The following is a 13,433-nucleotide window of genomic DNA, read 5'->3' as shown; positions in this document are numbered from 1 at the left end:
GTCGGTCATATACCATGACCGACGCCAGACCGGGCCTGCGCCGATAGGGGAAACACAAGACGAGAACCCATACCATGGAAGCAACATCCGAGAACCGAAGCCCCGGCAGGCTCTTCAGCTGGATCGAGCGTGTGGGCAATAAAGTGCCCAACCCGTTCTTACTGTTTGTTTATTTGATCGTGGTGCTGATGGTGGCAACCGCCATTATCAGTGCACTGGATCTGGCGGTAAAGAACCCCAGTAACGGTGAAATGGTGCGGGTGAACAACCTGCTGAGCGTCGCAGGCATTCAGTGGATCCTGCCCAATATCATCAAAAACTTCAGCAGCTTCACCCCGCTGGGATCGATTCTGGCGCTGGTGATTGGTGCCGGTCTGGCGGAAAAAGTCGGCCTGCTACAGTCACTGATGGTGAAGATGGCGTCGCGCGTCAGCCGTCGTTACGCCAGCTATATGGTGCTGTTTATCGCCTTCTTCAGCCATATTTCCTCGGATGCTGCGCTGGTGGTGATGCCGCCACTCGGTGCGCTGATCTTCCTGGCAGTGGGCCGTCATCCGGTTGCAGGCCTGCTGGCGGCCATTGCCGGCGTCGCCTCTGGCTTTACCGCCAATCTGCTGATTGTCACCACCGATGTGCTGCTCTCGGGCATCAGCACCGAAGCGGCTAAAGCCGTCAGCGATACGGTGCATGTCAGCGTCATCGACAACTGGTTCTTTATGGCGACCTCGGTGATTGTGCTGACGATAGTGGGCGCGCTGCTCACTGATAAATTCGTCGAGCCGCGCCTGCCGCAGTGGCAGGGCAACGGTGAGAAGCTGGCGGCACTGACGCCTCTGGAGAACCGCGGTTTGCGGGCCGCCGGGATCGCCGCGCTGCTGTTTATCGCCCTGATGGCGCTGCTGGTGGTGCCCGAAAATGCACCGCTACGCAATCCCACCACCGGCGCCATCATTCCTTCGCCTTTTATTCAGGGCATTGTGCCCATCATCATTCTGTTCTTCTTTGTGGTGGCGATTGCTTACGGCGTGGTGACACGGCAGATCCGCCGTCCGGATGATATCCCGCAGCTGCTGGTCGATCCGATGAAGGGCATGGCGGGCTTTATTGTGATGGTGTTTCCGCTGTCGCAGTTCGTGGCGTTCTTCAACTGGAGCAACATGGGAAAATTCATGGCAATCGGGCTGACCGATGTGCTGGAAAGCGCAGGCGTCAGCGGCGCGCCCGCCTTTCTGGGCCTGATGTTCCTGTCGGCGTTTCTCTGTATGTTTATCGCCAGCGGCTCAGCAATCTGGTCAATTCTGGCGCCGGTCTTTGTGCCGATGTTTATGCTGCTCGGCTTTCATCCCGCCTTCGCTCAGATGATTTTCCGCATCGCTGACTCCGCCGTACTGCCGCTGGCACCCATGTCGCCCTTCCTGCCGCTGTTCCTGGCCTTTTTGCAGCGTTATCAGAAAGATGCGCAGCTCGGCACCTATTACGTGCTGATTTTCCCCTATCCGCTGGTGTTCTTTATCAGCTGGATAGCGCTGCTGATGGTGTGGTATCTGCTGGGTCTGCCAATTGGGCCGGGTGTCTGGCCGAAACTGCCTTAAGTCTCAGTGCCACCGATGCAGGCATTATCGGTGGCGCTTTCTCTCTTTTCCGGCTGGGGGATATCGGGGCATGGGTTGAGTGCCCGAATAGCCTTCACATCGGCCACCGTATAGCGCGTAACACGACCAGGCACCCGGACGCCGTTTTTGATCTCAACAGCTTCTTCCAGCGATGCTTTCAGCTCGTCAAAAAAACTCACGTTAACCTCATCTTTCCGTAATTGGGTCTGCTTCTTCAGCTCAGCTTTTTCCGCGTCCGTGAAGAAAGTGTCACAAAGCGGGACTATGCTAGCGCAAGGACGCCATTTGCATCCATGCGGACCTGCCCTCACGTGACCGGGCTGAGAGACAGCCCGGAATTTGCGGCATGCAGATCCTGCTCCAGTCGTCGCTGCCGGAGTACGTGCGCCACAGATGGCAAAACCTGCAACGTACATTGCTAAATCGTCAGCAACGCCCCGCTCGGCAACGGCGGATGAATTGATTATTCTGCTATTTCTTCGCTTGCTAACGGTTAACTCTGTTAATCCTTATCTGACCGGCTGCGAGTCGTCTCACACTGCCTGAGGTTCATGCTGAAATGACCACTACCTCCACCAGCCTGCCGCCACTGCACGCTTCACCGGCGGCCCGCAACAGCTTAGCCGCACGGGTTGATGCGCTGCCCTCCTCCACGGGTTTGTGGCGCTTTATTACGCTGCTGGCGCTGGGCGGTTTTTTTGAGCTTTATGACCTGTTTGAAACCGGCTATATCAGCACCGGCCTGCTATCCGCAGGCGTCTTTCACACCGGCGCGGCAGGCGTGCTGGGCTTCTCCGATCAGGCGGCATTCGCCTCGGCCACTTTTCTCGGCCTGTTTTTCGGTGCCAGCCTGCTGGCGCCCTACGCTGACCGCTTTGGTCGCCGTCTGACCTTTATGTGTGCGCTGCTGTGGTATGGGCTGTTTTCACTGCTGATGGCGTTCCAGCAAAGTGCGGAGATGATTATTCTGTTCCGCTTCCTGGTGGGGATCGGGCTGGGCGTCGAGCTGGTGACCATTGACACCTATCTGTCGGAATGGGTGCCGACCAATCTGCGCAGCCGCGCCTTTGCCTTCTCTTTTTTCGTGCAGTTTTTGTCGGTACCCGCCGTGGCGCTGATGTCCTGGTGGCTGATTCCGCTAACGCTGCTCAGTCTTGAAGGCTGGCGCTGGGTGGTGATCGCAGGCGCGGTCTGTTCACTGGTGATCTGGCTGGTGCGCAGAAATCTGCCGGAGTCGGCACGCTGGCTGGCGCAGCAGGGCCGTCATCAGGAGGCGCATCAGGTATTGTCCACGATGGAGCAGCGCTGTGGTATCCCGGCTGGCCCCGCTGTTCAGCCCGATGACGCCCCAGGGCAGCTGCCAAAACGAGGGCGTTTCAGCGAGATATGGTCACCCGCTTACCGCAAGCGCACCCTGATGCTGGTGGTGATGAACTTTTTCCAGGCGATCGGCTTTTTCGGCTTTGGTAACTGGCTGCCTGCGCTGCTGTCAGGCAACGGTGCCACGGTGACGCACAGTTTGCTTTATGCCTTCTTCATCACGCTGGCCTATCCGCTCGGTTCGCTGATCTGCAGCCGCTACGCTGACAAGCTGGAGAATAAGTGGCAGATCGTCCTGTCGTCGCTGATGACGGTGGTGTTCGGCACGCTGTTCGCCTTCCAGACGCAGCCAGTGTTGCTGATTCTCTGCGGCTTCCTGATCACCTGGTCCAACGCCTGGCTGACCTTCAGCTTCCACGCCTATCAGACCGAGATCTTCCCGACCCATATCCGCGCGCGGGCAGTCGGCTTCTGCTACTCCTTCAGTCGCCTTTCTACGGTCTTCAGCAGTATTCTGATTGGGGTGATATTGCAGTATGCCGGCACGCCAGGCGTAATCACCTTTATCGTGCTGAGCATGGTGATGGTGATGCTGTCGGTAGGGATTTACGGGCCGAAAACACGCGGAATCGATCTGGAGAATATTTAAAAAAAAGGCCGTCATCCTGTTGATGACGGCCTCTGTTACTGTCGGTTATTTACCTTCCAGTACGCTGATATCCGCACTGCCCAGCCGATCTTTCTCATCTTTACGCAGCTCAGCGACCTGTTTCGCGCTGACCTGTTTCGACGCCGTGTTGCCCCAGCTGTTGCGCACGAAGTTCACCACGTCCGCCACCTGCTGATCGTTCAGACGCCAGCCAAATGCTGGCATAGTAATGGTCGACGGCGCGCCATTCACGCCAGGCAACTGCCCGCCCACCAGCACGATATGGATCAGGGAGGTGGGATCGTCCGCCAGAACGACCGGATTACCGCGCAGCGCTGGATAGAAGCGTTTATAGCCACTGCCATCGGTTTTATGACATGCCGCGCAGCTGTCAACGTAGGTTGCAGCACCCGTCTGGCTGTCATCACCACGCCACAGCGCTTTTGCCGTGGCATCATCCACGCTGAACGCTGCCTGATGGGGATCTTTCGCACCCAGTGACTTCAGATAGCGCGCAATTGCCGTGATATCAGACTCGCTCAGGTGCTGCAGACTGTGTTCCACCACATCGGTCATGCCACCGAACGCGGCAGTCTGGTCGTTGCGGCCATAACGCAGGAACTGACGCAGATCGTCTTCGCTCCAGCGCCCCAGCCCATCGCGGTTATCGCCGCGCAGGTTGCTGGCGGTCCAGCCATCAATAGGAGCACTGCTGCCCGCCAGATAGTCGCTGCCCTCTTCGTTAGTCAGCGCCTTCTCCTGCATGGTGATGCTACGCGGTGTATGACAGGCCCCGCAGTGGCCCAGTCCTTCAACCAGATAGCGACCGCGTGCCAGCACCGGATCTTCCTCTGCTGCAGGCTGGAATGCTTTCACGTCGGGCGCAAAAATCCCGCGCCAGACCGCCAGCGGCCAGCGCATCGATAGCGGCCAGGGAATGTCGCTCTCCCGATTTGGCTGCTTAACCGCCGCAACGCCATGCATGAAGTAAGCGTAAAGCGCCTTCATGTCTTCATCGCTGACCACGGCGTAGGAGGGATAGGGCATCGCCGGATAGAGCGTATCGCCGTTTTTCGCTACGCCGTGACGCACCGCTTTCTGGAAGTCGTCGTAGCTGTATTCACCAATGCCGGTGTCGCGATCGGGCGTAATGTTGGTGGAGTAGATGGTACCAATGGGTGTCGCCATCGGCAGACCACCGGCAAACGCCGCGCCGCCTTTGCTGGTGTGGCAGGCAACACAGTCCCCGGCACGCGCCAGATACTCACCCCGTTTAACCAGATCGTCCTGGTTGCTCTCCGCCAGTGCGGCAAACGTCAGGGAGCCAAGAACCAGAGCCAGAATGCTATTTTTCATCGCCATATCCTTATGCCTGCACCAGTGGGCCGGGGTTTTTCAGGTAGTGTTCGCGAATAGCTTTGGCTGACCAGTAAGTCAGCGCCGCCACCATGCCGGTCGGGTTGTAACCCAGTCCCTGCGGGAAGGCGGATGCGCCTGGAACAAAGACATTCGGCACATCCCAGCTTTGCAGATAACGGTTAACCGCACTGGTTTTGGGATCGTCGCCCATGATCGCCCCGCCGCTGATATGGGTGGTCTGATACACCGTGGAGTCAAAATGGGTGCCCGGCTTTTTCGCGCCGCCGATGATCATCTTTGGATTCATCGCTTCAGCAATATTGCGCATCTTATCGACCATAAACTGCGCCATTTTGATGTCGTTATCCTGCCAGTCAAAGGTCATGCGCAGCAGCGGCTGCCCATAGGCATCCTTGTAGTTAGGATCGAGATCGAGGTAATTGGCGCGATAGGACTGGTGAGCGCCATGCGCATCCATCGACAGGTGATGCGTGTAGGTGTCCGCTACCGCCGCTTTCCATTTGCTGCCCCAGTTAGGCGTACCCGCAGGCACTGGCAGGCCAGAGATCGGTTTGGTGCCCGCCTGGTTGACCCAGAATGGCGAACCGCCGACAAAGCCCAGTGGCCCATGGTCGAAGTTATCCGCGTTGAAATCATCCACCGCGACGCCTGCACCACCCGCACCGATAAACGGATTGGTGGTGGTGTTTTTATCAAACAGCGCCTTGAGCGTTGAGAGGTTCTGATAGGCGAAGTTACGGCCCACAGTGCCTTCGTTGGTAATCGGATTGTACGGTTTGCCAATGCCCGACAGCAGCATCAGATGCACATTGTGGAACTGGAAGGCGGAAAGAATGACCAGATCTGCGGGCTGAACCTGCTCACGGCCCTGTCCATCCACATAGGTCACGCCGGTGGCACGCGTTTTGTCATCGCTGAGATTGACCCGCAGTACATAGGAGTTGTTGCGCAGCTCAAACTTCGGCTCCTGACGCAGTGCGGGCAGGATATTGACGTTCGGCGACGCTTTGGAATACATGTAGCAGGCGTAGCCGCTGCAGTAACCGCAGAAGTTGCACGGCCCCATCTGCGCGCCATAGGTATTGGTGTACGGACCTGACGTATTGGCGGAGGGCAGATCATAAGGATGATAACCCACAGACTCTGCCGCCTGAGCAAACAACTGCGCCGAGTAAGTACGCTTCTGCGCGGGCAGCGGGAAGTTATCTGAGCGGTCGGGCGCAAACGGGTTACCGCCTTTATCTTTGCCGACCACTTTACCTTTGATACTCCAGGCGCTGCCTGAGGTGCCAAAGACTTTTTCCGCCTTGTCGAAGAACGGCTCCAGTTCATCGTAGCTGACGCCAAAATCCTGAATCGTCATGCCTTCCGGAATGAAGTTTTTACCGTAGCGCTCTTCGTAATGGCTGCGCATCCGCAGCTCAACGGGATCAACACGGAAATGGACGCCTGACCAGTGCAGGCCTGCGCCACCGGTACCGGTGCCGGGCAAAAATGCCGCCAGCTGGCGATAAGGTACCGCCGTCTGAGAAGCGTCATGACGAATCGTCACGGTGCTTTTAGAGAGATCCTGGAACAGCTTTTTGCGGACGTTATAGGTCAGCTCATCAATGGACTGCGGATAGGATCCATCGGGATAGGTGTCACGATGCGGCCCGCGCTCCAGCGCCAGCACGTTAAGGCCCGCTTCAGTCAGCTCTTTCGCCATAATCGCGCCTGCCCAGCCGAAGCCGACAATGACCGCATCCACTTTTTTCATTTCATTTGCCATGCTTAGCTTCTCTCTCCGCGAATCGACACTGACGGGAACGGATACCGTTCGCCGCGCTCTACCCAATCCATAAAGTCGGCGCGGGCGCCAGGGAAGTTGATCAGCTTCCAGCCGACCATGCCCTGATTCCCACCGTGGATAGGATCGCTAAAGAAGCCTTCACGGGTGTTCTGCAGCAGGAAGCTGAAGAAGACTTTTGCCGGCAGCTGGCTGAATTCCGCGCTGCCACTCTCCATCGCCTGCAATAAGGCATCCTGCTGCTCACCGCTGAGCTGAGCAAAGACCTTGCCGTGCTGCTTTTTGCTGTAATTATCCGCATCGGCCAGACCAAGACGGTAAATCTGCTGTGGCACCAGCGGCAGCTGATAGCCCAGCTCTTTCGGCAGGTCGGGATTAAACGGGCCCTGCATATACCAGTTCGATCCCGTGGCATACGGCGTATTCATTTGACGATCGATAAATTCCGGCACGCCCGCTTCCAGCGCTCCCGGTCCGCGTTCATCGCTGGGAATCAGGCGTGCCACGGCGGCGGTAATAAAGGCAAACTCTTCGGCGGTAAACCAGTTCGGCTGGTAATCACGTGCCTGCTGCGGTGCGGCCGGGGTTTCAGCCGCCTGCGCGGCCAGCGGAAGGGAGAGCGCGCCCATTGCGGTGGAGCCTACCGCCATCGCAGGCGCCAGGGTAATTGTCTTCAGCAAAAAATCCCTGCGTGAATGACCCTTTTTTTGTTCTGACATGACATTGCCTCATTCCCGCACTCACTGGCGGTATGAAAAAGTGGTGGTTGCGTTGTAATGGTTTTTATCAGCAGATACAGGCGTGGCGCCTGCTTGTTACCGGTAACAAACTTGCATATTGTATCACTGCCATTCACAAAGATTTAGTTCAAAGAAACAAAATCGCACAATTTCATTAACATCTATCTTCTTCCTGTCATGAGCAGAAACAACAGACTACAGACAGCGACACGTCAAAAACGTTATAACAAGCAATACACAACAGCGGAGTACCTATGTTTAAGTCTTTTTTTCCGCGGCCAGCGCTGTTTTTCAGCTCTGCGGCTGTCTGGAGCTTATTAGCAATTTTTGCCTGGTTCGGCTTTGCCAGCGATTTGCCTGCCCATTTTTGGCCTGCGTTTGAGGCTGCGATAAAGCAGCCTTTGCCTACGACAGTGATGCGCTTCATTGCACCAGGGGAGGTATGGTTTTATTCCTATTACTGGATAATCGCTACCCTGTTCGCACTTGCCTGGCGAGTGATTGATAATCACCCCTGGCAGCGTTGGTCGGTGTGGGGCTCTGCGCTGATTATCTTTGTTACCTGGTTCGGGGTTCAGGTCGGCGTAGCAATTAACGCCTGGTATCAACCGTTTTACGACTTGATCCAAAAGGCACTGACAAAAGCCGGTGCTGTATCGATTAGCCAGCTCTATTCTGAAGTTGTAGGCGTAGCAGGCATTGTTATGGTTGCTGTGACTATTGGCGTCATTAACGCCTTTTTTATCAGCCACTGGGTATTCCGCTGGCGTACCGCAATGAATAATTATTATATGCACCACTGGCAGCGATTACGTCATATTGAAGGCGCAGCGCAGCGTGTGCAGGAAGATACGATGCGCTTTGCTCAAACACTGGAGGGCTGGGGAGTCAGTTTTATACAAGCTATTATGACGCTCATCGCTTTTTTGCCAGTACTTGTTCAGCTATCACACCACGTAAAAAGCGTACCTATTCTTGGGTCCATACCTTATGCATTAGTCATTGCCGCCATTGTCTGGTCTATACTGGGAACAGGATTGTTAGCAGTAGTAGGATTAAAATTACCGGGCCTGGAGTTTCGTAACCAGCGAGTAGAAGCAGCTTATCGTAAAGAACTGGTTTACGGCGAAGACAATGCTGACCGCGCTACGCCGCCGACGGTAAGAGTGCTTTTTGACAACGTCAGGCTGAATTACTTTCGTCTCTATTTTCATTATCTGTACTTCAATATCGCCAGAATGTTCTATTTGCAAATAGATAATCTCTTTGGCCTGGTCATGTTGTTCCCATCAATTGCCGCAGGAACGATAACGCTGGGTCTGCTCAACCAAATTAGCAACGTGTTCGATCAGGTTCGTGGTTCTTTTCAGTATCTGATCACCTCGTGGTCAACACTGGTTGAGCTGATGTCGATCTACAAACGTCTGCGCAGCTTTGAGCAGGTTCTGGATGATGTACCCCACCATGAGATGATGCGCGAGGCATCGGAAGAGGTGTAACGGGTGAGGATTGCCGTTTTTTGAAATAAAAAAGCCACTCGTCAGAGTGGCTTTTTCGTTTACAGGTTTTGGCTACATTAAACTCGTTCATCACCACACAACGCCGCCAGGACGCCCGAAGGCGTCCTGTCAGCATCAGAGGGTAAATTGCAGCTTATTTCAGCAGCTCAGCAGTCATGTGAACGCCGTTGTTGGTGTAGGCTTCAGTGATTTTATATGAAGCACCAGCATCCTGAGCCTGCGCAGCGATTTTCGCTTCAGCACCGTCCAGCGTAGAGTCGACAGCGGTCACAGATTGGGCGAAGCTGGCGAATGGCAGAACAGAAAGGGCGATAACAGCTGCAAAAGTTTTGATAGATTTCATGGTCAATTCCTCGGTTAATTTTTATCAGGTAAGGCGTGCTGCCTTGTTGATAGATATATTAGCCCTGAAGTTGATCAGTAAAAAGCGGAGGGTTTTGCTTAACTCATTCAATAAAACTGATGATAAAAAGCACATTTCGCACAGTTATCACTCAAAAGGTTAATAATCCAGATTCAATAAAAAAGGCAGCATAACGCGCTGCCTTCAGAGAATTATCCGTGATGCCTTACCCGGCTGAAGATAGTTAGCGCAGCCAGCAGCATCAGTACGCCGCTGGCAACAAACACACCGCCTGCGCCGCGCAGGTCAAACATCCAGCCGCCTGCCGCCGCACCAACGGTAATCGCCAGCTGGATAGTGGCAACCAGTAAACCGCCGCCCGATTCCGCATCATCCGGCACCGCGCGTGAAATCCACGTAGACCAGCCGGTTGGCATCGAACCAAACGCCATCCCCCAGATCGCCACGCCCGCGCCGACCAGCCAGCTGACATCACCAAAGCTCACCAGCAGCAGCGCGGTGATACTCATTAACAGCGCCATGCCACTCAGCGTCAGCGACACACTGCGGGTGACCAGATAACCGGCCAGCGAGGTGCCAAAAAAGTTCGCTACGCCAAAGGCCAGCAGCACCAGCGACAGCTGATTGAGGTTGAGCTGCGCGACACCCTCCAGAAACGGACGCAGGTAAGTAAAGAAAGCGAAGTGGCCGGTAAACATCATGATCACGGCCAGCATGCCCCACCGCATCACACCGATACGCAGCAGTGCCAGCACCCCGCCGTTGCGGGCTTTGTTCTCTGCCGGCATGGCGGGCAGCGTAAAGAATTGCCACAGCAGCGCCACCGCGCCCAGCCCGGCGGTCAGCATAAAGATGTTGCGCCAGCCGACCAGTCCACCGAGATAGCTGCCAAGCGGCGTAGCGATAATTGTCGCCAGCGAGATACCACTAAACACAATAGAGAGTGCACGTGGCACCTGATCGCTGGGCACCAGACGCATAGTGATAGCGGTTGAAAGTGTCCAGAAGCCACCAATGGCCATACCCAGCAGCACCCGCGCCAGCAGGATTACCGTCAGGTCAGCCGCAAAGGCCACCATCAGCGCAGAGGCGATCAGCAACAGTGAAAAAACCAGCATCACAATACGGCGGTCAATTCGCCGCGTGACGCTGCCGGTCACCAGGCTGGTAAACAGCGCGACCAGTGCAGTAATGGTGACGGTCTGTCCCGCCTGCCCTTCGGATACACCGAGACTGTGCGCCATAGGCGTTAACAGACTCACAGGTAAAAATTCGGCGGTGATGAGGCTGAACACCCCAAATGCCATGGCAAATACCGCACCCCACGCGGGACGGGTCGGCGAGGAAACCTCATCAGCCACTTCGGTTGTCAGACTCATGCTGCTTCTCCGGAAGATAAAAAAGTGAGTGTGAGCATAGAGCGTCGCATCAGGACGATCTATGATGCTTACACCTTCATTTTTGATAATTCGTCTGGAATCACATGAGCCACTATGGAGATCTGACCAGTGAACTGCTGATGGGGATGCGCCTGTATGGCGTGAACTACCAGCGCATCGCGGTAAGCGCACCATTCGGGTTGCGCTACGAGCACGCACCGGGCCGGGCGCAGTTCCACTTTGTCGGGCGTGGCTCACTGCTGGTGCGCAGCGCCTCCGGCGAGGTGTTTCAGCTCAACAGCGGCGATGCGCTGCTGGTGCCGCACGGTAAACCGCACAGCCTGATCTCCAGTGAAGAGGCTGACTGCCAGTGCATTAAAAACATGGCAAGCAAGCCGCTCTGCGAAAGCGTCTGCGCCATCGCCGCCCCGGAAGATGCCGGTGAGGACGAGCACAGCGTACTGCTGTTCAGCGCCTGCATGGCGTTTGAGCTTGGCGGCATGCAGCCGCTGATCAATACCATGCCGGATGTGATGCTGGTGAGCACTCTGCTGTCGCAGTATCCGGAGATTCAGCCGATCCTGGCCGCAATGGAGCGGGAGTCACGCACGCGTCAGGCGGGGTTTGCCGGCATTCTGTCGCGTCTGGCGGATGTCGTTGCCGCGCTGATTGTGCGCGGCTGGGTAGAAAACGGCTGCGGCCAGAGTAGCGGGCTGGTGCAGGCAATGCGCGACCCGCGTCTGAGTCAGGCGATTGCCGCGATGCATCGGGAGCCGGGCGAAAACTGGACGGTAGCGCGACTGGCCAGCGTGGCAGGCTGTTCGCGCTCGGTGTTTGCCGGACGTTTTCTCAATGCCACCGGTATGACGCCGCTGCGTTATCTTACGGAGTTGCGGATGCGGCTGGCGGTGCAGCGGATTGTGAACAATGGGGAAGCGGTGGAAGCCGTGGCCTATCATCTCGGCTACGGCTCGATTGCGGCGTTCAGTCGCGCGTTTAAGCGGATCGTTGGTCAGTCGCCTGGCGCGCTGCGTGCCGGACGCGAAAGCACGCAGGCGCTGGCTTCTTAGCGAAAGACGCTGATCGCTTCCACCAGACGGTTAGCCTGATGGGTCATGCGACCAGACGCCTCGGCGCTTTCTGTCACGCGGGCAGCGTTCTGATGGGTGATATCATCGAGATCTTCTACTGCTGAGCTGACCTCGCTGAGCGCCGTCGCCTGTTCGGCCGTGGCGGCACTGATCTGGGCGATTAGCGCAGTGACATTCTGCACCTGCGACACGATATCCTGCATCGTCCGGCCCGCCGCGCTGGCATGCTCATTGCCCGATTTGACCCGGCTGCTGCTGGTTTCAACCAGCATTTTAATCTCGCTGGCGGCTTTAGCGCTGCGTTGCGCCAGGCTGCGAACTTCACCCGCGACCACTGCAAAGCCTTTACCCTGCTCACCTGCCCGCGCCGCTTCCACCGCAGCATTCAACGCCAGAATATTAGTCTGGAAGGCAATGCCGTCGATCACGCTGGTTATATTGGCGATACGCGTTGAGCTGTCGGCAATTTCGCCCATCATGCCCATCATATCCGTCATCACATCGCCGCCTTTGCTGGCGGCGTGACTGGTGCTGGCTGAGAGGCTATTCGCCTCATGTGCAGTTTCGGTGTTGCTCTTCACCGTCGCGGTCATTTCGTTCATGGTCGCCGCGGTTTGCTGCACGTTAGCCGCCGCCTGTTCAGTACGGCGACTCAGTTCGTTGTTACTGCGGGCGATGGCATCACTGGCACTCAGCACATTGATCGCCTGGCCGCTGACATCATCCACCAGCCAGCGGAACATCAATCCGAGCTGGCCAATGGCACGTAGCGTGACGCCGACCTCATCCACACGATCCATCTGTTCAACCTGATGGCTGGCACCGGTCGCTACGCGGAGCGCCTGTTTGCACATCCGCTCAATAGGACGTGAAATCTGCTGCTCCAGCCACACACTGCAGAGCAGAAGCAGCGCAGCCATTCCCGCAGCAAAGCCTGCCAGTGCAGTGTGGGTCATGCCCAGTGCCCAGACGCCCGCCACCGAGAGAGGCAGTAACGCCATCAGCGTGCTGCGAATCCGCCAGCGCAGGGGCAGCGTCTTCAGGATTGAGGCGGGACGACGCCAGCCGCTGCGCACCAGCAGGCCTTTGTGAAAACGTCGCCCTCTGGCGCGGCCTTCACGAAAATCCTGATAGAGCACTTCTGTCTGACGCACCTCTTCAGCCGTAGGTTTGGTGCGCACGGACATATAACCCTGCACTTTACCGTCGCGTACGACCGGAATGGCATTGGCACGCACCCAGTAGTGGTCGCCGTTTTTCCGGCGGTTTTTGACCAGCGCAGTCCAGGGTTCGCCCTGCTTCAGCGTCGCCCACATATCGGCAAAGGCTTCTGGCGGCATATCGGGGTGACGCACCATGTTATGCGGCTGCCCGTTGATCTCGTCAGCAGTGAATCCGCTTGCTTCGATAAACGCGTCGTTGGCGTAGGTAATGTGGCTGTTGAGATCGGTGGTCGACATCAGTGTCGCATGATCATCGAACAGATATTCACGCTGAGAGACAGGCTGGTTGTTACGCATCAAAAATCCTTGGAGACCCGACGTCCTGCACGCAACAGTCTGAGGCGCAGCGTGAAAACGGCGGGCTG

10 protein-coding genes and 1 pseudogene are annotated in these 13,433 nt (G+C 56.6%); 4 read left to right on the top strand and 7 right to left on the bottom strand.

The genetic code is table 11. The features are described 5' to 3' along the window. Positions 1–74: 74 nt before the first annotated feature. Entirely contained in the window at positions 75–1,592 is a 1,518-nt protein-coding gene (gene abgT, locus AC6I77_RS01545) for a p-aminobenzoyl-glutamate transporter (RefSeq protein ID WP_008926630.1), read from the top strand. An 80-nt stretch (positions 1,593–1,672) separates the two neighbouring features. Here abgT and nadS read toward each other — a convergent pair. Then, a pseudogene (nadS, locus tag AC6I77_RS01540) lies at positions 1,673–1,792 on the bottom strand (NadS family protein); the annotation flags it as partial. 380 nt (positions 1,793–2,172) lie between these two features. Between nadS and AC6I77_RS01535 the strand changes: the two are divergent. Further along, positions 2,173–3,582 (top strand): MFS transporter, encoded by a 1,410-nt coding sequence (locus AC6I77_RS01535; protein ID WP_375150994.1) that lies wholly within the window; start codon positions 2,173–2,175, stop codon positions 3,580–3,582. A 45-nt stretch (positions 3,583–3,627) separates the two neighbouring features. Here the strand turns inward: AC6I77_RS01535 and AC6I77_RS01530 are convergent, their stop codons facing one another. The 3 genes from AC6I77_RS01530 to AC6I77_RS01520 are packed head-to-tail and all read right to left on the bottom strand — an operon-like array spanning position 3,628 to position 7,470. Then, entirely contained in the window at positions 3,628–4,938 is a 1,311-nt protein-coding gene (locus AC6I77_RS01530) for a c-type cytochrome (protein ID WP_008926628.1), read from the bottom strand. Positions 4,939–4,948: 10 nt separating this feature from the next. Continuing rightward, positions 4,949–6,733 (bottom strand): GMC family oxidoreductase, encoded by a 1,785-nt coding sequence (locus AC6I77_RS01525; RefSeq protein WP_497816686.1) that lies wholly within the window; start codon positions 6,731–6,733, stop codon positions 4,949–4,951. 2 nt (positions 6,734–6,735) lie between these two features. Then, entirely contained in the window at positions 6,736–7,470 is a 735-nt protein-coding gene (locus AC6I77_RS01520; protein WP_008926626.1) for a gluconate 2-dehydrogenase subunit 3 family protein, read from the bottom strand. Between the two features lie 275 nt (positions 7,471–7,745). On the opposite strand from AC6I77_RS01520, the gene sbmA reads away from it, so the two are divergent. After that, complete coding sequence (sbmA, locus tag AC6I77_RS01515) at positions 7,746–8,990, top strand: peptide antibiotic transporter SbmA (protein ID WP_003855704.1); 1,245 nt, start codon at positions 7,746–7,748, stop codon at positions 8,988–8,990. A 154-nt stretch (positions 8,991–9,144) separates the two neighbouring features. Here sbmA and AC6I77_RS01510 read toward each other — a convergent pair whose 3' ends face one another. Both AC6I77_RS01510 and AC6I77_RS01505 read right to left on the bottom strand, forming a co-directional pair. Continuing rightward, positions 9,145–9,354: a YdgH/BhsA/McbA family protein gene (locus tag AC6I77_RS01510; RefSeq protein ID WP_003855705.1), complete on the bottom strand. Its 210-nt coding sequence runs from the start codon at positions 9,352–9,354 to the stop codon at positions 9,145–9,147. Between the two features lie 212 nt (positions 9,355–9,566). After that, positions 9,567–10,754, bottom strand: coding sequence for an MFS transporter (locus AC6I77_RS01505; RefSeq protein ID WP_003855706.1), 1,188 nt, complete (start codon positions 10,752–10,754; stop codon positions 9,567–9,569). A 104-nt stretch (positions 10,755–10,858) separates the two neighbouring features. On the opposite strand from AC6I77_RS01505, the gene AC6I77_RS01500 reads away from it, so the two are divergent. Next, on the top strand, positions 10,859–11,824 hold the full coding sequence (locus AC6I77_RS01500; RefSeq protein WP_003855707.1) for an AraC family transcriptional regulator: 966 nt from the start codon (positions 10,859–10,861) through the stop codon (positions 11,822–11,824). Here AC6I77_RS01500 and AC6I77_RS01495 read toward each other — a convergent pair. Continuing rightward, positions 11,821–13,365, bottom strand: a complete 1,545-nt coding sequence (locus AC6I77_RS01495; protein WP_003855708.1) for a methyl-accepting chemotaxis protein — start codon at positions 13,363–13,365, stop codon at positions 11,821–11,823. The two genes, AC6I77_RS01500 and AC6I77_RS01495, sit on opposite strands and share 4 nt — an antisense overlap. Positions 13,366–13,433 lie beyond the last annotated feature (68 nt).

It is taken from the genome of Pantoea sp. X-Soil-ISGK-259, from assembly GCF_059730705.1.
The sequence above is the reverse complement of the archived record's forward strand: the minus strand, read 5'-3'. Positions and strand labels throughout refer to the sequence as shown.

Excerpts from the sequence above, each read along its gene's own strand:
- AC6I77_RS01495 (WP_003855708.1), bottom strand. The coding sequence starts at position 13,365 with ATGCGTAACAACCAGCCTGTCTCTCAGCGTGAATATCTGTTCGATGAT.
- AC6I77_RS01505 (WP_003855706.1), bottom strand. The coding sequence starts at position 10,754 with ATGAGTCTGACAACCGAAGTGGCTGATGAGGTTTCCTCGCCGACCCGT.
- AC6I77_RS01500 (WP_003855707.1), top strand. The coding sequence starts at position 10,859 with ATGAGCCACTATGGAGATCTGACCAGTGAACTGCTGATGGGGATGCGC.
- AC6I77_RS01525 (WP_497816686.1), bottom strand. The coding sequence starts at position 6,733 with ATGGCAAATGAAATGAAAAAAGTGGATGCGGTCATTGTCGGCTTCGGC.
- AC6I77_RS01530 (WP_008926628.1), bottom strand. The coding sequence starts at position 4,938 with ATGAAAAATAGCATTCTGGCTCTGGTTCTTGGCTCCCTGACGTTTGCC.
- AC6I77_RS01520 (WP_008926626.1), bottom strand. The coding sequence starts at position 7,470 with ATGTCAGAACAAAAAAAGGGTCATTCACGCAGGGATTTTTTGCTGAAG.
- sbmA (WP_003855704.1), top strand. The coding sequence starts at position 7,746 with ATGTTTAAGTCTTTTTTTCCGCGGCCAGCGCTGTTTTTCAGCTCTGCG.
- AC6I77_RS01535 (WP_375150994.1), top strand. The coding sequence starts at position 2,173 with ATGACCACTACCTCCACCAGCCTGCCGCCACTGCACGCTTCACCGGCG.
- AC6I77_RS01510 (WP_003855705.1), bottom strand. The coding sequence starts at position 9,354 with ATGAAATCTATCAAAACTTTTGCAGCTGTTATCGCCCTTTCTGTTCTG.
- abgT (WP_008926630.1), top strand. The coding sequence starts at position 75 with ATGGAAGCAACATCCGAGAACCGAAGCCCCGGCAGGCTCTTCAGCTGG.